This is a genomic window from Mycolicibacterium smegmatis, from assembly GCF_001457595.1.
GTDB classification, from domain to species: Bacteria; Actinomycetota; Actinomycetes; order Mycobacteriales; family Mycobacteriaceae; genus Mycobacterium; species Mycobacterium smegmatis.
Genome location: NZ_LN831039.1, coordinates 4,259,853 through 4,278,486 on the forward strand (window position 1 = coordinate 4,259,853; position 18,634 = coordinate 4,278,486).

Consider the following 18,634-nt stretch of genomic DNA (forward strand, 5'->3'; position numbering starts at 1 on the left):
AAGGGAACGCCCGCGCCCGGCCGACGGTTCACGATCGGCGGCGGAGGTAGCGGCACAGGCGGTGTTACCAAGGGCAAAACAGATTGCAGCAGAAAGTATTTCGTCTCGTCTATGGGGCGCCGGTCAACAGGGGACGGTCAGCCCGTCGTGGCGCCGTCGCATACAGCATCCGCGTCGCATGGCCCTCACACAGGTGGCGGTGCGGTGCGTGGAAGTGTCAGAGGCGGTCACATCGCCAGAGTAGTCCGTCCATTCGACAAACCGGGTCGCGCAACCGTCTCGACGGCACGTCGAAGGGCTTACGCTGGCAGTGTGACATCGTCGTATCCCCCCGTCGGCCGGCCCGCCGACCTGCCCGAACTGGAGAACGCCATCGTCGTGGCGGCGTTCGAGGGCTGGAATGACGCCGGTGACGCGGCAAGTGACGCGCTGGACCATCTGGATGCGATCTGGGAAGCCGAGACGATCGTCGAGATCGATGACGAGTCGTATTACGACTATCAGGTCAACCGACCGGTGATCCGCCAGGTCGACGGCGTGACGCGCGAGCTCGTGTGGCCGTCGATGCGGATCTCGTACTGCCGCCCGCCGGGCAGTGACCGTGACGTGGTGCTCATGCACGGCGTCGAACCGAACATGCGCTGGCGGACCTTCTGTGCCGAACTGCTCGCGATCGCCGACAAGCTCAACGTGCAGACCGTGGTGATCCTCGGCGCGCTGCTGGCCGATACGCCCCACACCCGCCCCGTGCCGGTGTCAGGGGCCGCGTACTCGGCCGAGTCGGCCAAGTTCTTCGGCCTCGAAGAGACCCGCTACGAGGGCCCGACCGGGATCGCCGGGGTGTTCCAGGACGCGTGCGTGCAGGCCGGGATCCCGGCGGTGACGTTCTGGGCCGCGATCCCCCACTACGTGTCACAGCCGCCGAACCCCAAGGCGACGGTCGCGTTGCTGCAGCGGGTCGAGGACGTCCTCGACGTCGAGGTGCCGCTGGCCGACCTGCCGCAGCAGGCCGAGGAGTGGGAGGCCGCGGTCACCGAGATGACGGCCGAGGACGAGGAGATCGCCGAGTACGTCACCTCGCTGGAGCAGCGCGGCGACGCCGAGGTCGACCTGCACGAGGTGTTGGGCAAGATCGACGGCGACGCGCTGGCGGCGGAGTTCGAGCGCTACCTGCGGCGCAGGGGCCGCTAGATCTTCTCGGGCTTGGGTGCCTGCCACGTGCCGTTGAGCGCGTCCGGCTTGGGCCAGTAGAGCCGCAGGACCAGCGTGAACGGCCCCTTGGGCGCGGGCAGCCAGTTGGCCTCGTTCTCCGGTGGCTGGGTGTTCTGGATGCGCAGCGTGTAGGCGCCGTCCGGGTCGGGCACCAGGCTGGGCAGCATCTCGGAGTTGATCAGGTACCGGTCGATGGGATTGTCGACGAGTTGGCTGGACGGCAGCTCGTACATGGTCAGCGACCAGAACGCGTTGACAGGCGGCAACTGATCGGGCGCGAACCGGTAGGTGTAGGAGTTGGTGCCGGTCAGCGGCTGTCCGTCGGCGTCGAGCATCGCCGACGGGTACAGGGCCTCGGCCGCGGTGTTGCCGTAGATGCCCAGGACCGCGCCGGCCATGCGATACAGGTAGTTGCCCTTGAGGTCGTCGGCCGTGCCGAACAACTGCGCCGACCCGACCTCGCCGGTGTCCACCTTGTCCTGCTTGAACCGGTCGAACTCGACCCACGCGTTGGCCATACCGTCCTCGATCGCCTCGCGGGTCTCAGGGCTCAGCTTGTCTGCGTCGAAATCACCGTCGGGCCCGATCCCGATGCGCGCGAAACGGTCGCGCATCTCCTGCTCCTCGGGCTTGACCGGGGCGAACCGCAGCGCGGCGTTGAGGATCTCGAAGAACTGCGGCGAGGTCTTCTGCGCCTCGGGCGTCAGGGGCGGGGTGAAGTCGATGGGCGGGGCCGCGGGCGGCGACGACTGCTTGAGATACACCGACAGTGGCGCCACCTGATAGCCGGCCTGGATCTTCTTGACGTTGTCCAGGTCACGCGGTCCGAACAGTTGCGTGCGGTACAGCACGAACGCCAGGTCGGTGTCGGAGCGGATGATCTGGTCGACCCCCTCGGGTTTCTCACCCTCCCAGCCCGGCCCGGCCAGCAGGTACCGCCCACCGCCGTTGCCCGTCGTACGGCTGCCGACATAGGCGACGTTGTAGGTGTAGCCGTCGACGAACTGCAGCGAGTAGTAGCGGTTCTGTTCGATCGGCGGGACGGTGAACACGAGCGGTTCGGTGCGCAGGTCCGCGCCGACGAACGAGTACGGGGTGTCCGCGTTCGGGGTCTGGATCGCCTTGTCGGCCGGCGTGTACAGCCGGGCCGTGTTGTGGACCTCGTTGAATCCGCCCTTGTACTCGGGATCGGTCTTGTCGACGAAGTAGGAGTACTGCACGCGGTAGTTGTCGACCAGCGGGAAGCCCCAGATGTAGGCGTCCTTGGCGATCGCCCGGATCTCCGCGGGCGTCGGCGGCGCCTGCTGCGCCGGCGGCGGGGCAGACTCGGTGGGTTGGTCGTCGGTGCGGGTGGCACATCCGGCCAGCGCGGCGACGAGCACAAGGATCCAGACCGGGACGAGGATCGGGCGCAGACTGCCCGTCTGGCGCATCACCGCTTCTCGATCGACTCGGTGTGCGCGCTGCTCGATCTGCCCAGCGCGGCGACCTCGGCGTCCATCCGCGGCAGCAGGTCGGGTACGAACCGCAGCACCGGCAACTCCCCCAGGCGCGTCGACAGGATCGGCTTGAGCCAGCGGAACGCCTCGACCCAACCCGGGCAGTTGATACGGCGCGCGCGCCGCTCGATGCCCTTGACGAACGCCTCGCCGCAGGCCGAAACAGACGTGGTGGACGACAGCGGAGGCGGCAGCTTGGACAGCATCTCGCCGAACGTCGACAGATCGGCCTTGCTGTCGTTGACCATCGCGGTGTCGATCCAACTCATGTGCGCCGATCCGACGTCGACGCCGCGGTGGGCGACCTCGAGCCGCAGCGCGTTGGCGAACTGTTCGACGGCGGCCTTTGACGCGTTGTACGGCGCCAGGCCCGGCGACGCGGCATACGCCGCGAGCGACGACACGATCAGCACGTAACCGCGCCGCTCGATCACCGACGGCAGCGTCGCGCGCACCGTGTGGAACACGCCGAGCACGTTGATGTCGAGCAGACGCTTGAACGCCTCGGGATCGACCTGCTGCACCGATCCGTAGCTGGCGACACCGGCGTTGGCCACCACGACGTCGATACCGCCGAACCGTTCGACCGCCGCGTCGGCCGCGGCCTTCATCGCAGCGAGGTCACGCACATCGGCGACGGCGGTCGCGACGTCCTCACCGAGGGTGTCGGCGTGCGCCTTCAGGGCGTCGGCATCGACGTCGACGAGCATCAGCTTGGCGCCCTTGCGGTACAGGCGGCGCGAAACCTCGGCTCCGACACCGGCTCCGCCGCCCGTGATGAAAACGACTTTCCCGCCGAGTGAGGCTGTGCGTGATCCCATGGCGGCCAACGTACCGCCCGTGAAGTTAGAGGTCCACACCCAGCAACGCGTCGACGGTGGTGGCCACGAGCCGCGGCGACTCGGTGTCGTGCCCACCGTAGGACAGCGCGTCGGTACACCAACCATCGAGTGCGGCAAGCGCTTTCGGCGTGTCCAGGTCATCGGCCAGGTACTGCCGGACGCGCGCGATCACGTCGGTCGCATCGGGCGCCTCGGGCAATGCGGTGGCACTGCGCCACCGCGCGAGTCGCGCGTTGGCCTCGTCGAGAACCTCGTTGCTCCAGAACCGGTCCTCGCGGTAGTGCCCGGAGAACAGGCCGAGCCGGATCGCCGACGGGTCGACGCCCTGGGCGCGCAACTGCGACACCAGGACCAGGTTGCCGCGGCTCTTGCTCATCTTGTGGCCGTCCCAGCCGATCATGCCGGTGTGCACGTAGTGGCGTGCGAATCGTCGCTCACCGGTGACGGATTCGGCGTGCGCGGCCGAATACTCGTGGTGCGGGAAGATGAGGTCGCTGCCGCCGCCCTGGATGTCGAGGCCGGTGCCGATCCGCGTCAGGGCGATCGCCGAACATTCCACGTGCCAGCCGGGCCGGCCCCGGCCGAACGGCGAAGGCCAGCTGGGCTCGCCAGGACGCTCGGCGCGCCACAGCAACGCGTCGAGTTGATCGGACTTGCCCGGGCGGTCCGGGTCCCCGCCGCGTTCGGCGAACAACGTGAGCATGGTGTCGCGGTCGTAGCCGGACTCGTACCCGAACTGCGCGGTGGCGTCGGCGCGGAAGTACACGTCGGGGTACTCGGCGTCCTCGACGATGTACGCCGCACCCGAGGCCAGCAGCTTCTCGACCATCTCGACGACCTCGGCGATCGCGTCGGTCGCGGCGACGTAGTCGTGCGGGGGCAGCACGCGCAACGCGGCCATGTCCTCACGGAACAGCTGCGTCTCGCGGTCGCCCAGCGTCCGCCAGTCGATGCCGTCGCGCTCAGCACGCTCGAACAACGGGTCGTCCACGTCGGTGACGTTCTGGACGTACTGCACGGTGTGTCCGGCGTCGAGCCATAGGCGATGCACCAGGTCGAACGTCAGATAGGTCGCGGCGTGACCCAGATGGGTCGCGTCGTATGGGGTGATGCCGCACACGTACATGGTTGCGGTCGGTCCCGGTGTGACGGGCCGGACCTGGCGATCAGCGCTGTCGAAGAGGCGCAGCGCAGGGCCACGTCCCGGAACCACCGGAATCGCCGGTGCCGACCACGATTGCATGGCGTCGACTTTAAGGTGCTCGCTCAGGACGGCCTCCCGCCGGTAGTCCCCCACGTGTGAACCAATGACAATTCCCCGCCCGATTACATTCCCGCGACCGCGGACCGATTCTCCGCGCGGCCGTCACAAGGCGGCTCCGATCGCGTCGAGCAGCACGGGCGCCAGCTCACGCCGGCACATCACGAAGTCCGGAAGGTACGGGTCTTCGCGGTTGTACCGCAACTCCGAGCCGTCCAGCCGGGACGCGTGCATGCCCGCCGCGAGCAGCACACCGGCCGGAGCCGCGGAATCCCACTCCCACTGGCCGCCGGCGTGGATGTAGGCGTCGACGTCGCCGCGGACCACGGCCATCGCCTTGGCACCTGCCGAGCCGATGCGCACCATGCGGAAGTCGAGGTGCTCGCGCATGCGCCACAGCACCGCGGGCGGGCGGTTGGAGCTCGCGGTGATCAGGATCGGCCCCGGCTCGCGCGGCGGCGGCGGGGTGATCGTGTCGCTGCGATAGACCTCGCCGCGCGCAGGCAGCGCCACGACAGCGTCGGACAGGCCGCCGTCGACGCCCACCGAGCGCTGCCACAGCGCGATGTGCACGGCCCAGTCCTCGCGGCCGGGCATGGAGAACTCGCGGGTGCCGTCGACCGGGTCGACGATCCACACGCGGTCGGCACGGACGCGGGCGAGATTGTCGGCGGCCTCCTCGCTGAGCACCGAATCACTGGGCCTGGCCTCGGCCAGGCGCTTGAGGATCAGGGCGTTGGACCGCCGGTCCCCCTCGTCGCCGAGGTAGTACGGGTCGTAGAACCCGACCTCCTCACGGATCCCCAGCAACAGCTCGCCGGCCTCCTTGGCTACTGCAGCGGCCAGTTCGGCATCGGTCGATGTCACCGTCCCAGTATCGGTGCCCGCCGGAATCGGTGCGGTGCCGGGGCCGAAACCGGCCTTAGATTCACACCAACCACGCAGCCAGGGCGGTGTCGCAGGCCGCACGTGGCGTCTGGAATCCGTTCGGAGGTTTGGGGCGGGCCCGCTAGAACGCCGGCCACGGGATCGGGCGGTGCCGATCCGGTGTGGGCATCACCGGGTTGTTCAGCATCGCAACGATTCTGGCGCGCAGTGCGGCGATCTCGCGGTCGGTGATGTGCCCGCACAGTTGCTCGGCCAGTCCGGTGTTGAACCCGTCCCGCAGGGCCGCGATGTCGGCCAGGGTGTCGTCGTCGATGGGCTTGCCTGCCCATCCCCACAGCACGGTGCGCAGCTTGTCCTCGACGTGCAGCGTGACACCGTGGTCGACGCCGTAGACCCCGCCGTCGACGCCGCTGAGCACGTGACCGCCCTTGCGGTCGGCGTTGTTGATCAGCACGTCGAACACCGCGAGGCGGAACAGCCGCGGATCGTCGGCATGCACCAGGGTGACCTCGTCGCCGGCGTAGTCGTAGGCCTGCAGGATCGGCAGGAAACCCGGCGGAACCTGGCCGGCAGGCAGCAGATCCACCAGGTCGGGGCCGGTGTCCGGATCGTCGCCGACCTCGTCACCGGGCTGATCGACCCACCGCTGCACCATGCCCGGCCCGGCCGGGCCGTCACGAACGATGGTGTGGGGCACCAGGTTCCAGCCGAGCGCGGCCGACACCAGGTACGCGCCGCGCTCGCGGCCCGCCAGGGTGCCGTCCGGGAAATCCCACAGCGGTGCCTCGCCCGCCACGGGCTTGTACACGCAGTGCACCTGCCGATCGCCCAGATGCGACTCGCACAGGAATGTCGCGTTGCTGGCCGAGCGGATCCGGCCGATGACGGTCAATTCCCCGCGCTCCAGCACCTCGATGTCGGGGCTGTCGTCGGGCTCGCCGCTGGCCGCGCCGCTAACCTCCGAAGTCATCTTCGGCTTCGGCCGCGGCACCCCGCAGATAGCCATTGGTGCGGACGCAGATGTGACCGTCGGGATCCAGCGGTTCTTCGCACAGCGGGCACGGCGGCCGACCGGCCGAGATGACGCGGTTGGACCTCGCCGCGAACTCCCGCGCCGACTCCGGGGTGAGGAACACCCGCACGGCGTCAGGGCCGTCCTCGGCGTCGTCGAGCACGACCGACGCGTCGAACTCGCCGTCGGACACCGCGAGCAGTTCCACGACGATGGTCTGGGCCTCCGAGTCCCACCCCAGCCCCATGGTTCCGACACGGAACTCGGCGTCCACGGGCGTGATGAGCGGACGCAGGTCCTGGATCTCGCCGGTGTCGGGCGGGATGGGCGTGCCGAACCGGCGGTTGACCTCCAGCAGAAGCGCATCGATACGTTCGGCCAGAACGGCTACCTGCTGCTTTTCGAGCACGACCGAGATCACTCGCTTGTCGTGCACCGCTTGCAGGTAGAACGTCCGATTTCCGGGTTGGCCGACCGTCCCGGCCACGAAGCGGTCGGGCGTGCGGAAGACATGAATTGCGCGGGCCATGGCACCTTCCAAAATACCGTTATCGGCGCGCCGGGTCAGTCGGTGGACCCACCGACGACCGCGTCGGTCTTCGGTTCGGCGGCCAGTCCGGCGCTCAGTTGCGGGCCGGTGTGATTGATGTGCATGACGAACGGGCGCAGCTCGGTGTAGCGGACCACGCTCATGGACGCCGGGTCGGCGGTGATGCGCTGGAAGCCGTCGAGGTGCACCCCGAGGGCATCGGCCAGCACGGCCTTGATCACGTCGCCGTGGGTGCAGGCCACCCACAACACGTCGGCGCCGTGCTCGGCGGCCAGCGCGCGGTCGCGTTCGCGGACCGCGGCCACCGCGCGGGCCTGCACCTGCGCGAGCCCCTCGCCTTCAGGGAACACCGCGGCGCTTGGCTGGGCCTGCACGACGCTCCACAGCGGCTCTTTGAGCAGGTCGGAGATCTTGCGCCCGGTCCAGCTGCCGTAGTCGACCTCGGTGAGCCGTTCGTCGACGATCGGTTGCAGACCGAGTGCCGTGGCCAGCGGATCCACGGTGCGCTCGCAGCGCAGCATGGGCGAACGCACGATCGCCCGCACCGGCAGATCCCCGATGCGGCTCACCACACCTTCGGCCTGCTCGCGGCCCCGGTCGTCGAGGTCGACGCCGTCGGACCGGCCGGCCAGCGTGTGGGCGGTGTTGGAGGTGGAGCGGCCGTGCCGCAGCAGGATGACAGTCATTGGGCCGCTCTCATTGCGCCGCCAGTACCCCGGTGCCCAGCAGTGCGAGCACCACCACACCGAGGACCACGCGGTATCCGACAAACCAGTACATGCTGTGCGATACCAGGAATTTCAGGAACCAGGCAATCGCGGCGAATCCTACGACGAACGCGATGACCGTCGCGACGATCAGTTGCGGCCCGCTCGCGCTCATCCCCTCCCCGACCGGGTGGAACGCGTCGGGCAGGGAGAACAGGCCCGAGGCGAGCACAGCAGGGATCGCCAGCAGGAAGCCGAACCGCGCGGCCACCTCGCGTTTGAGCCCGAGGAACAGGCCCGCGCTGATGGTCGCCCCCGATCGCGACACCCCCGGCATGAGCGCAAGGCACTGCGCGAGGCCCACGATGACGCTGTCGCGCCACGTCAGCTGCTCGACCTGGCGGACCTGCCTGCCGTAGTACTCGGCCGCCGCGATCACCACCGAGAACACGATCAGCGCGGTGGCCACCAACCAGAGATTGCGTGCCCCCGTGCGGATTTCGTCCTTGAACAGCAGGCCGAACACCCCGATGGGAATGGTGCCGACGATGACGAACCAGCCGAGGCGGTAATCGGCGTCGCGGTGTTCAGGCGCGCGCAGACCCAGGAACCAGGCCTTGACGATCCGGCCGATGTCCTTCGCGAAATAGATCAGCACCGCGAACTCGGTGCCCAGTTGGGTGACCGCGGTGAACGAGGCGCCCGCGTCGTCGTCGAAGAACACCTGCGAGGTGATCGCCAGGTGGCCCGACGACGAAACCGGGAGAAACTCGGTGAGCCCCTGCACAATCGAGAGCACGATCACTTGCAGCCACGACATCGCAGGAACGTCAGTCACGACGACGACCGTACCGTGACGCCGCGTGTCATCACGCGTCCGGCGAGGGGGTGCGGTGCGATTCGGCGATCAGGCGCGGGTCTCAGGCCCGCGCCAGGGGCTGCGCATCGGCGACGGCGTCGCGCACGGTGGCGGCCAGGCTGCGCTCGTCTGTGAGATCGATCTCGGTGAGTTTGCGGGTGGCGACGGCCACCACATCCTCTTCGGACGGCACGGGCCCCGACAGCCGCGGCCGGTACACCTCGATCACGAGTTGCTGGCGCTCGATGTGAAAGGAAAACGTCTTGCCGTCGCCCACCTGGCCAAACCCACTGGCGAACACACCTGTGGTGATGTCCTCGATAGCAAACTCGCTATGACTCAGTGCGACGTCGGCTGCGACGGTCATGCTGGCACCATACCTCTACTTATGCGGCGATTGTTTGACTACGCCACTAAACGCCGGAGTAATACCCGATGCTTCCCGGCCTAAACTGAGATGAATTCCAGGCTGCCGCCTGAACACCGTCCGAACCGACCCGAGAGCCGTGTGTTGCGCCCAATAACTGCAGGTCAGCCCCTCTACGCCGCCGTCGTCTCGCTGGCTCTGCTGTTGGCGGCCGGGTGCTCGTCCAACGTGGTCGACGCGCCGCCGCCCACCATCGAACCCGCGCAGGCCGCGGTGTCGCCGCCTGTCACACAGCAGCCCGACGGCCAGGTGCGTCCGTTGGCCTCGCCCGGACAGGCTGCGGTGTTCGACCCGGCCACCCGCCAACTCGCGGTGCTGAGCACCGACGCCGAGGGGCAATCGGCCGTGGCGTTGCTGGGTCAGGATTCGCGGCCGCCGGTGACGGTGCCCCTGCCGGCCAACGCGGCCGCGCTGGCCGGCGACGGCAAGGGCGGATTGCTGTTGTCGACGCGAGGCGGCTATTTCCGCGTCGACCTCACCGCCGCCACGCCCACACCGGCGCGCGTCGACGTCGACGGCAAGGGCGACGTCGACTTCACCGCGATCGCCGTGCGCGAGGACGGCAGGGTGGTGCTCGGGAGCGCCGACGGCGCGGTCTACACGTTGACCGGCGACGCGGGCGTGGACGCCGAGCTGAAGATCTTCGCCCGCGTGGACTCCCTTGTCACCCAGGGAAATACCGCTATCGTGCTGGACCGCGGCCAGACCTCGGTGACCACCGTGGACGCCAGCGGAACCAAGGCCGCGCACGCGCTGCGCGCCGGCGAGGGCGCCACCACCATCGCGACCGATCCCCGCGGCCTGCTGCTGGTGGCCGACACCCGCGGCGACGGCCTGCTGGTCTACAGCGTCGACCCGCTGATCCTGCGCCAACGCTCCCCCGTGCGCGGCGCGCCGTACGGACTGACCGGATCGGCAAACCTCGTTTGGGTGTCAGAGACCTCCACGAACACCGTCATTGGTTACGATCTGTCCACCGGCATACCCGTCGAGAAGGTGCGTTATCGAACCGTGCAGCAACCGAACTCCCTGGCCTACGACGAAACCTCCGGCACGCTCTACGTCGTGTCGGCCACGGGAGCGGGCGTGCAGGTGATCCCGAACGCGACGGTGGGGCCATGACCAACATCCAGCGTGGGCTCCTTCCGCCGGGCTGGGACAAGGTGGTCGAAGAAGATTCCTCGGACGAGTACGACTGGGTGCCGCTGCGCCTGCCCCCTGACGTGACCAGGGTGAGCGCGAGCCTCCGGTTGTCGATCGAGGCCGAATACCGCGGCTGGGAACTGACCCGGGTCCGTGCCTACACAGACGGGAGCCGACGGGTGCTGCTGCGCCGAAAGAAGTCCGCCGCCACGATGCCGGGAACCCCGGACCAACCGGCCCTGTGATGTACCGCGTACTGCGGCGGGCGCTGTTCCTCGCACCCGCCGAACGGGTCCATGTCTGGGTGTTCGCGCTGCTGCGGGCCGTCACCTGGGCCGCGCCGCTGCGCGCCGCACTCGCACGCCTGCTGGCGCCACGCGATCCGATCCTGGCCAGCACGGTGTTCGGTGTGCACTTCCCGGGACCGCTGGGACTCGCGGCCGGTTTCGACAAGAACGGCCGCGGTCTGGCCGCCTGGGGCGCGCTGGGCTTCGGCTACGCCGAGGTGGGCACCGTCACCGCGCAGCCCCAGCCGGGCAACCCGGCACCCCGGCTGTTCCGGTTGCCCGACGATCACGCGCTGCTCAACCGCATGGGGTTCAACAACGAGGGCGCGGGCGCGCTCGCGCAGCGCCTGACCCGCGGGAAGTCCGACATCCCGATCGGGGTGAACATCGGCAAGACCAAGGTCACGCCCGCCGAGGAGGCCGTGGCCGATTACGTCACCAGCGCACGCCTGCTCAACAGCCTGGCGTCGTTCGTCGTCGTCAACGTCAGCTCCCCCAACACGCCGGGTTTGCGGGACCTGCAGGCCGTCGCCGCACTGCGACCCATCCTCGCCGCGGTCAAGGCCGAGACCACCAAACCGGTACTGGTGAAGATCGCCCCGGACCTGTCGGATTCCGACATCGACGAGATCGCGGACCTGGCAGTGGAACTGGGGTTGGCGGGCATCGTCGCCACCAACACCACGGTGTCGCGCGACGGCCTGCTCACGCCTGGCGTCGCCGACCTGGGGCCCGGCGGGATCTCCGGGCGCCCGGTGGCCCGCCGCTCGGCCGAGGTGCTGCGCAGGCTGTACCGGCGTGTGGGCGACAAACTCGTGCTGATCAGTGTCGGTGGTATCGAGACCGCCGACGACGCGTGGGAGCGCATCGTCTCGGGCGCCTCGCTGCTGCAGGGCTATACGGGTTTCATCTACGGCGGTGGCCTGTGGGCCAAGCACATTCACGACGGCATCGCCGGGCGGTTGCGCGCGTGCGGCTTCACCACGCTGAGCGAGGCTGTCGGATCAGCCGTGCGCTGACCCGACAGCCTCGAAAATCCTTGGTGCGCCGCTACTTCTGTTCGTAGGTGCCGTGGATGACCGCGCGGGCGATCGCGTGGCCGAACAGATTGAAGCCCAGATAGGCCGGCGTGGCGTTCTCCGGCAGGTCGAGCTTCTCGACGTCGACGGCGTGGACCGCGATGTAGTAGCGGTGCGGTCCGTGGCCGGCCGGCGGCGCGGCGCCGATGTAGCGCTTGACGCTCGCGTCGTTGGCGAGCGTGACGGCGCCGCCGGGCAGCGGGCTGCCGTCACCGGCACCCGCGGGCAGTTCGGTGACCGAGACGGGCAGGTCGGCGACCGCCCAGTGCCAGAAACCCGATGCAGTGGGCGCGTCGGGGTCGTAGATCGTGACGGCGAAGCTCTTGGTCTCCTCCGGGAAACCCGACCAGCTCAACTGCGGCGAGATGTCCGAGCCACCTGCGCCCATGATGCCGCTGACCTGATCGTTGGCGAGCGGCTGCCCGTCGCTGACCGACTCGGACGTGAGGGTGAAACTCGGCAGCTGCGGCAAGTTGTCGTATGGACTGGTCATGTGATCCCTTTCCTCGTTCGTTCGGTCGGCATTGCGTCAGCAGTTCTGCAGGAAGTGTTCCAGAACACCCGCCCCGAATTGCAGCGCATCCACCGGAACCCGCTCGTCCACACCGTGGAACAGCGCCGCGAAATCCAGATCCGGCGGCAGACGCAGCGGCGCGAAGCCGAAGCACCGAATACCCAAGCGCTGGAACGACTTCGCATCGGTGCCCGCCGACAGCATGTACGGCACGATGCGGGCCTCGGGATCCAGTGTCAGCACGCTGGCGTTCATCGCGTCGACCAGGTCGCCGTCGAACGAAGTCTCGTACGACGGCAGGTCGCGTTCCCACGAGCGCGTGACGTCGGGTCCGATCAGTTCGTCGACCTCGCGCTCGAACGCCTCCTTGCGGCCCGGCAGGACGCGGCAGTCGATCATGGCCTCGGCCACCGCGGGGATCACGTTGGCCTTGTAGCCGGCCTTGAGCATGGTGGGGTTGGCCGTGTCGCGCAGCGTCGCCGACACGATGCGGGCCACGCCGCCGAGCTTGGCGATGGTGCCCTCCAGGTCCGGTGAGTTCGGATCGAACGTGTACCCGGTCTCCTCGGCGACCGCGGTCAGGAACTCCTCCACCGCGGGACTGAGCACCAGCGGGAACTCGTGGCGGCCCAGGCGGTCCACCGCGCCCGCGATCGCGGTGACCGCGTTGTCGTCGTGCACCATCGACCCGTGCCCGGCGCGGCCGCGCGCCGTCAGCCGCATCCACGACAGGCCCTTCTCGGCGGTCTCGATGAGGTACAGGCGCCGCTCACCGCCGTCCTTGCGCGGCACGGTGAGCGAGAACCCGCCGACCTCGCCGATGGCCTCGGTGACGCCCTCGAACAGATCGGGACGGTTGTTCACCAGCCAGTCGGCGCCGTAGGTGCCGCCGTGCTCCTCGTCGGCGACGAACGCGAACACCAGGTCACGCGGCGGCACGATGCCCGCGCGCTTGAAGTGGCGGGCGACCGCGAGGGTCATGCCGACCATGTCCTTCATGTCGACCGCCCCGCGTCCCCACACGTAGCCGTCCTTGACCGCCCCGGAGAACGGGTGCACGCTCCAGTCGGCCGGCTCGGCGGGCACCACGTCGAGGTGGCCGTGCACCATCAGCGCGCCGCGCGACGGGTCCGCGCCACGCAGCCTCGCGAACACGTTGCCCCGGCCCGGCGCGCCGGACTCGACGTACTCGGTCTCGTACCCGACCTCTTCGAGCTGCTGGGCCACCCAATGGGCACACTCTGCCTCACCTTTGGTGGTCGCCGGGTCCCCCGTGTTGGAGGTGTCGAACCTGATGAGCGCGCTGACGAGATCAACCACCTCGTCCGCACTGGCCGCGGAGACAGTCACAGTGACCATTCGTACCATTGCGGGCCGGTCCGGGGCTCCCGAGACGCCGTTCGGAGGTGTCCCAAGAGGTGCATCTGAGGCTTCCGGACCGGTTCCGCCCTGCCGGTTTGGGTTCCGGGGCTACAATCCGTTAGCCTTAGGCGCCCAACCCGCGAGGGTGGGAAGCAGGTCCGAGTGGCGGAATGGCAGACGCGCTAGCTTGAGGTGCTAGTGCCCTATTAACGGGCGTGGGGGTTCAAGTCCCCCCTCGGACACTCCTCGAAAATCTTCTCTCAGTGCAGACGGCCCCGGCCGTGTCAGTTGAGGCCACCGGCAGTCGCCACCACCCACGCGAGCTCGTCGTGGAAGATGTCGCTGTGCGCCCCGGACGGCCCGGCATCGGCCTTGACGACCTCTGACGCATCCAGGTTCAGGATCTTCCCTGCCTCGAACGGATACTGCGCCCCCACCGCGCCGAGGCCCAAGCTCTCCGATCGGAACGCCCCGTGTGAGCCCATCGCGCGCCACCGGAACAGTGGATCGTCGAGGCCCGCGGCGTCGTCACCGACCGCGGCCGACGCAAGCGGGTAGAACGTGCTCAGAGCGCGGTCGTGGCGCGAAAAGCACACCGTGAGTGGGCCGTCGACGCGCCCGAGCAGCCCGGCGAGTGCTCCCGCCCCGTCCCGGAACGGCAGCCGGTCGATGAACGAGAACCGAGAGAACGCGCCCTGTAGCAGCGTGACCGATTTGACCGGCGACGGCTGGGCGCCGGACATGCCCGCCAGCGCGTAGCACACCAACCGTGCGCCGAAACTGTGCCCCACCAAGTGGATTCGCAACCCCGGCGCGCTTCGGGCCAGTTTGTCGATGACGGGTCCGAGGCCGTTCTTGCCCACCACGCCCGCACGGTTCTTCATCTTCCAGTAGCTCAGCTGCCGCAGCGCCTCCTTGGCGCCGCGCCAAAGCTTGCCCGCGAAGTCGCCGAGCCCCGCTGCGCCGGTGCCGTCGTCACCGAACTGCACCCCCGCAGAGAGCAACTGGTCGGCGAAGGTGTTGAACAACTCGGCCGGATCCTGATCGTCGGCGACCATCCCCGGACCGTCCTGGGTGTCCTCGGTTTCGCCGTCGTCGAATCCGTCCGGCGTGGCCTTGTGGAAATCCTGCAGGGCCTCGAACAGATCGGGCACGGCGTCGACGTCGGGCGGTTGGGCGAGCAGCGCCGCGAGGGTGTCCAGTTGTTGCTCGGCCGTCGGGAACAGCTGCTTGAGTTCGGCGAGCTCCTGTGGGTCCAGGGCCGGGTTCCCGGCATCGGAGTCGGCAGCCACTTCACGAGCACCGCCGAGCGCGGCAGCGCCCTCGGCGCCGCCTGCGGGGGTGGCCGGGAAGTCCGGTATCGGCTCGTCCCGCCACAGCGTCGAGGGCCAGCGCACGCCCACGAATCCCACGTTGCGCGCGGGGTCGAGGTGCGGTGCCAGCAGACGGAACCAGCGGTCGTACAACAACGTTGCGGCCGCCTCGTCGTTGTTCCAGCCGTGCGAGAAGATCACCAGATCGGTGAGACCTGGCAGCCGCTGCTCCAGATCGGTCAGCGTCATCGGATCGGGGTGGCCCTCGGCGTCGAACACCAGAGGGGCGATCTGGGCAGTCATGTCATGCCTTTCTGGTCATACCGATTGCAGGGCACGCAGCAGGTCCACCAGACCGCTGCCCTGGAACGACCGGTCGCGTCCCAGCGACGTCGCGGACTCGGTGAAGATCCGCTTGACGGCCTCGGGCCTGCTGACGAATTCGCGTTGCACCGACAGGAACGCCGCGACCGCGCCCGACACATGCGGTGCGGCCATGCTGGTGCCGCTCTCCTCGATGTAGACCGGCACGCCGTCGGGCACGTCGATCTGGTTGGTCACGGTGCTGCGGCGCGTCCCGGCAGCCGCTGACGTGATGCGCTCGCCCGGTGCCACGAGGTCGGGTTTGGCGCGGCCGTCGCCGGTCGGCCCGCGCGACGAGAAGTACGAGACGCCGAATGTGTGCGGCGAACTGCGATGGGTGGATCCCACGGTGATGGCGCTCTCGGTGTTGCCGGGATCGTTGATGGTCATGTCGGCCGTGAACTTCATCGAGTCCTTGCTCGACGCGACGTTGAGCGACACATAGCCGGAGTTGCCTGCCGCGACCACCACGACGACACCCGAGCGCACGGTCTTGTCGACCTCCACGCACAGCGGGCTCTGGCCGCATGCGTACCACTTGGCGTCGAACGGATATCCCAGGCTGAGGTTGACGCCGTGGATTCGCGGCACGCGTTCGCTGCCTGCGTTGAGCTCCCGGACGTATGCCAGCGCCGCCATCACACGGCTGACCCTCGACACGTGATCACCGGGACCGAGCACCTTGAGGCTCACGAGCTTCGCCCTGGGCGCCATGCCCGCGAGCCGGTCGGGATCGACCTCGCGCGGCTGCATGATGGCATCGCCGCCTTCCGGGGCGTTGAGCCGTTTCTCGGCGACAACGACTTTGCCGGTCCAGCCGACGAGTCCGCCGGCGATGATGCCCGCGACGTGGGTGCCGTGCCCGTCGGTGTCGGTCAGCGGGGCTGCGCCACCGGTGAAATCGCGGTGGAGGTCTGCGACTGACGGGTGGTCGAGATTCTGGTGCGCGGCGAAGTGCGGATGCCTCTTTTCGATGCCCGAATCCACGACGGCCCATACGATTCCGTCGCCGAAACTGTCGAAGGACCGTTGCGCGGCGACCGCTTTGACGGTGCGTGAGGACGCATCGATCAACGGCTGTACCTCGAAGTCCGGCCAGATCCGGTAGATGGCGCGCGCCGGCCAGATCTGCGGCACCGCATCGGCGGACACCAACTGTTTGATCTGGGCCGCGGTCAGATCACCGACCATGAACTGATCGGCGAGGTCGCCCGGTTCCCCTGCCGCGCCGATCAGTGCCCACAGGTTCCGGACCCGATCTCTCGCCGCCTGCGCCGTCGGCTGGAACCCCAGGTTGAGCTCGATCATGATCGGAATCGGGCGCTCGTCGGGCACCTCGGCCATCCGCTCACGCAGCGGCGGTGTGACGACACCGGCGAGGACGGGATCGCGCCGTGGACGTTCGTCGCGTGCGGGCCGCGGGGTGAGGGCCCGCCCGGCCGGGACCGTCCTGGTCGTCTTCTCGGCTTCGCCGGCGTCCTGGGCACAGGCCCGTTCGGCCGCGCGGCGCCCGGACTCGGTCAACGCGATCTCCTGGGGTCTGCCCTTGTTCTTCGCAATGAGCAGGCGGCGCCTGCGGAGTTGACGTACGGCGTCGTCGACGCGGTTGTGCCAGAACGGCCGGTTGTTCTCGTATTGACGGTCACGTTCGACGAACTCCGCCGCGTAACGCGCCGCCACGGCCTCTTTGAGGGTCGCGGCGTCCGTCGGGTGTTGCTCGAGGCCGTCAAGCGTGGCCAGTGCGCAAAGCACCCGCGACGGCCACCTCGATGACTCGGTCGAATCAGTCTCGTCCACAACGGCCCCCTCGGCACGGATCCGATGGCTCATCGTGCAACGAGTGTGTTGTCGCGGACGTCGATTTCACATTTTCGCCGCAGCGAATTCCGCGGACGACGGAGCAACATCCCGTCGTGAAGTAGGCAGCTTTGCGAGAACGAGTAGTGCATTACTCATGTCATGCCGGCCTCTACGCACAAGAATCTTTCGGTGTGTGGCCGACGAATCCACGCGGGTGATACGTGAGCCGGTTGCGCCGTGAATCAAGGTGGGGTGACCGACGTTAATGAACAAGACGGTACGCAACGAGGCAGCCGACGGGTAACCGACAAGGAGCGCCGCTCACCATGACCGAAGCCGCAGACCGGACCACTCCGTGGCAGCAGCAGCCCATCCGCTACTCGGCGGATCTCGAGAAGCCCAGCCCCCGCGAACAGGCCGACATCGAGAAGATCATGGCGAAGCTGCTCAAGAACAACGAGCGCGCCTACGACAAGTACAAGCACGGCCTGCGTGACGCGCACGCCAAGAGCCACGCGATCCTGCGTGGCGAGCTGATCGTCAACGAGGGTCTTCCTCCTGAACTCGCGCAAGGCCTGTTCGCCGAACCGCGTACCTACCCGGTGATCGCGCGCCTGTCGAGCACGTCGGGCGTGCGGCGCAGCGACAAGACCCGCGGCGTGCGTGGTCTCGGTCTGAAAGTGCTTGGCGTACAGGGCGAAAAGATCCTTCCCGATGACTCGAGCACCAACCAGGACTTCGTCATGGTGACCCACGAGGATTTCCTGTTCGCCGACGCGCACGCCTACGCCGGGCTGGGCATGATCACGGCGTCCCTGCTCGCGCGGCTCTCCGATCAGGCGCTGTGGCTCGGCAGCGGACTGCTGGACCTGGTCAGCAAGGCCGGAATCAAGCTGCCCGACAACCTGATGGTGTTCGTCGCGCCGAACCGGCCCATCCTGGGACTGGAGTTCTTCTCGTCGGCGCCGTTCCGCCACGGCGACCACGTCGCCAAGTACCGCTTCGCGCCCGCGTCGGAGAATGTGAAGGCTCTGTCCGGGCAACTGCTGCCCCGCAACCCGGCCCCCGAGCAGCACCGCGACATGATCGCCGAGTTCTTCGCCGATCAGACCGCGGAGTTCGACTTCAGCGCGCAGTTGTGCACCGACCCGGTGGCCATGCCGATCGAAGACGCCGGTAAGAACTGGGACAAGAGCATCTCGCCGTACGTCTCGGTGGCCAAGATCGTCTTCGGGCCGCAGAACCCCTACAGCGCCCTGCGTCGCGCCTACGGCGACGACGTACTGGCATTCAATTCATGGCGCGGGCTGGCCGAACACCGCCCGCTGGGCTCCATCAATCGTCTGAAGAAAACGGTTTACGAGTCGTCGGCCGATTACCGGCACCGCGTCAACAGAATCGACCGGCACGAACCGGTCGACATATCGGAGTTACCGGACTGATGACCGAACGCACATTTCCCCTCCCGCACGTTCCATTCGGCAGCAACAACGCCATACGGCCCATAAACTCGGTT

General features: G+C 68.2%; 18 protein-coding genes and 1 tRNA gene. 6 read left to right on the plus strand and 13 right to left on the minus strand.

Translation table 11 applies throughout. The annotated features are described in order from the left end of the window. Window positions 1-312: 312 nt before the first annotated feature. Window positions 313-1,191, plus strand: a complete 879-nt coding sequence (locus AT701_RS20460; RefSeq protein ID WP_058126492.1) for a PAC2 family protein — start codon at window positions 313-315, stop codon at window positions 1,189-1,191. On the opposite strand, the gene AT701_RS20465 is transcribed toward AT701_RS20460, so the two are convergent. The 9 genes from AT701_RS20465 to AT701_RS20505 all read right to left on the minus strand — a co-directional run bounded on the left by AT701_RS20465 (window position 1,188) and on the right by AT701_RS20505 (window position 9,197). Further along, a complete protein-coding gene (locus AT701_RS20465; protein ID WP_058126493.1) occupies window positions 1,188-2,645 on the minus strand; it encodes a DUF1254 domain-containing protein in 1,458 nt (485 codons plus the stop codon). The two genes, AT701_RS20460 and AT701_RS20465, sit on opposite strands and share 4 nt — an antisense overlap. Next, window positions 2,645-3,532, minus strand: coding sequence for an SDR family oxidoreductase (locus tag AT701_RS20470; RefSeq protein WP_011729627.1), 888 nt, complete (start codon window positions 3,530-3,532; stop codon window positions 2,645-2,647). Before AT701_RS20470 ends, AT701_RS20465 begins: the two co-directional genes overlap by 1 nt. A 25-nt stretch (window positions 3,533-3,557) precedes the next feature. Then, entirely contained in the window at window positions 3,558-4,796 is a 1,239-nt protein-coding gene (gene mshC / locus AT701_RS20475) for a cysteine--1-D-myo-inosityl 2-amino-2-deoxy-alpha-D-glucopyranoside ligase (RefSeq protein WP_011729628.1), read from the minus strand. Window positions 4,797-4,919: 123 nt separating this feature from the next. Further along, entirely contained in the window at window positions 4,920-5,681 is a 762-nt protein-coding gene (locus AT701_RS20480) for a 3'(2'),5'-bisphosphate nucleotidase CysQ (protein WP_003895577.1), read from the minus strand. 142 nt (window positions 5,682-5,823) lie between these two features. Continuing rightward, window positions 5,824-6,672 (minus strand): Rv2133c family protein, encoded by an 849-nt coding sequence (locus tag AT701_RS20485; RefSeq protein WP_081319535.1) that lies wholly within the window; start codon window positions 6,670-6,672, stop codon window positions 5,824-5,826. Next, the gene (locus AT701_RS20490; protein WP_011729630.1) at window positions 6,656-7,243 is read right to left on the minus strand and encodes an Rv2134c family protein; all 588 of its coding nucleotides are present in this window, start codon (window positions 7,241-7,243) and stop codon (window positions 6,656-6,658) included. Before AT701_RS20490 ends, AT701_RS20485 begins: the two co-directional genes overlap by 17 nt. A 35-nt stretch (window positions 7,244-7,278) precedes the next feature. Then, the gene (locus AT701_RS20495) at window positions 7,279-7,950 is read right to left on the minus strand and encodes a histidine phosphatase family protein (protein WP_058126494.1); all 672 of its coding nucleotides are present in this window, start codon (window positions 7,948-7,950) and stop codon (window positions 7,279-7,281) included. A gap of 10 nt (window positions 7,951-7,960) precedes the next feature. Beyond that, a complete protein-coding gene (locus AT701_RS20500) occupies window positions 7,961-8,791 on the minus strand; it encodes an undecaprenyl-diphosphate phosphatase (protein ID WP_058126495.1) in 831 nt (276 codons plus the stop codon). Window positions 8,792-8,891: 100 nt separating this feature from the next. Continuing rightward, window positions 8,892-9,197 (minus strand): hypothetical protein, encoded by a 306-nt coding sequence (locus tag AT701_RS20505; protein WP_011729633.1) that lies wholly within the window; start codon window positions 9,195-9,197, stop codon window positions 8,892-8,894. A gap of 141 nt (window positions 9,198-9,338) precedes the next feature. Between AT701_RS20505 and AT701_RS20510 the strand changes: the two genes are divergently transcribed. Genes AT701_RS20510 through AT701_RS20520 form a run of 3 tightly spaced genes read left to right on the plus strand, consistent with a single transcriptional unit; the run spans window position 9,339 to window position 11,706 of the window. Further along, complete coding sequence (locus AT701_RS20510; RefSeq protein ID WP_058126496.1) at window positions 9,339-10,379, plus strand: YncE family protein; 1,041 nt, start codon at window positions 9,339-9,341, stop codon at window positions 10,377-10,379. Beyond that, complete coding sequence (locus tag AT701_RS20515; RefSeq protein ID WP_003895584.1) at window positions 10,376-10,645, plus strand: DUF5703 family protein; 270 nt, start codon at window positions 10,376-10,378, stop codon at window positions 10,643-10,645. The genes AT701_RS20510 and AT701_RS20515 overlap by 4 nt, the downstream gene beginning before the upstream one ends. Next, window positions 10,645-11,706 (plus strand): quinone-dependent dihydroorotate dehydrogenase, encoded by a 1,062-nt coding sequence (locus tag AT701_RS20520; protein ID WP_014877967.1) that lies wholly within the window; start codon window positions 10,645-10,647, stop codon window positions 11,704-11,706. The genes AT701_RS20515 and AT701_RS20520 overlap by 1 nt, the downstream gene beginning before the upstream one ends. Before the next feature lie 31 nt (window positions 11,707-11,737). Here the strand turns inward: AT701_RS20520 and AT701_RS20525 are convergent, their stop codons facing one another. After that, window positions 11,738-12,259 (minus strand): YbhB/YbcL family Raf kinase inhibitor-like protein, encoded by a 522-nt coding sequence (locus tag AT701_RS20525; protein WP_003895586.1) that lies wholly within the window; start codon window positions 12,257-12,259, stop codon window positions 11,738-11,740. A 36-nt stretch (window positions 12,260-12,295) separates the two neighbouring features. Further along, the gene (locus AT701_RS20530) at window positions 12,296-13,639 is read right to left on the minus strand and encodes a M20/M25/M40 family metallo-hydrolase (protein ID WP_036453339.1); all 1,344 of its coding nucleotides are present in this window, start codon (window positions 13,637-13,639) and stop codon (window positions 12,296-12,298) included. A gap of 159 nt (window positions 13,640-13,798) precedes the next feature. Between AT701_RS20530 and AT701_RS20535 the strand changes: the two genes are divergently transcribed. Next, a tRNA-Leu gene (locus tag AT701_RS20535) sits at window positions 13,799-13,884 on the plus strand. Window positions 13,885-13,926: 42 nt separating this feature from the next. Here AT701_RS20535 and AT701_RS20540 read toward each other — a convergent pair. Then, on the minus strand, window positions 13,927-15,258 hold the full coding sequence (locus AT701_RS20540; protein ID WP_011729636.1) for an alpha/beta hydrolase: 1,332 nt from the start codon (window positions 15,256-15,258) through the stop codon (window positions 13,927-13,929). A 15-nt stretch (window positions 15,259-15,273) separates the two neighbouring features. Then, on the minus strand, window positions 15,274-17,115 hold the full coding sequence (locus tag AT701_RS20545; protein WP_058127685.1) for a S8 family peptidase: 1,842 nt from the start codon (window positions 17,113-17,115) through the stop codon (window positions 15,274-15,276). A gap of 329 nt (window positions 17,116-17,444) precedes the next feature. On the opposite strand from AT701_RS20545, the gene AT701_RS20550 reads away from it, so the two are divergent. Further along, on the plus strand, window positions 17,445-18,560 hold the full coding sequence (locus tag AT701_RS20550; protein ID WP_011729638.1) for a catalase family protein: 1,116 nt from the start codon (window positions 17,445-17,447) through the stop codon (window positions 18,558-18,560). Window positions 18,561-18,634 lie beyond the last annotated feature (74 nt).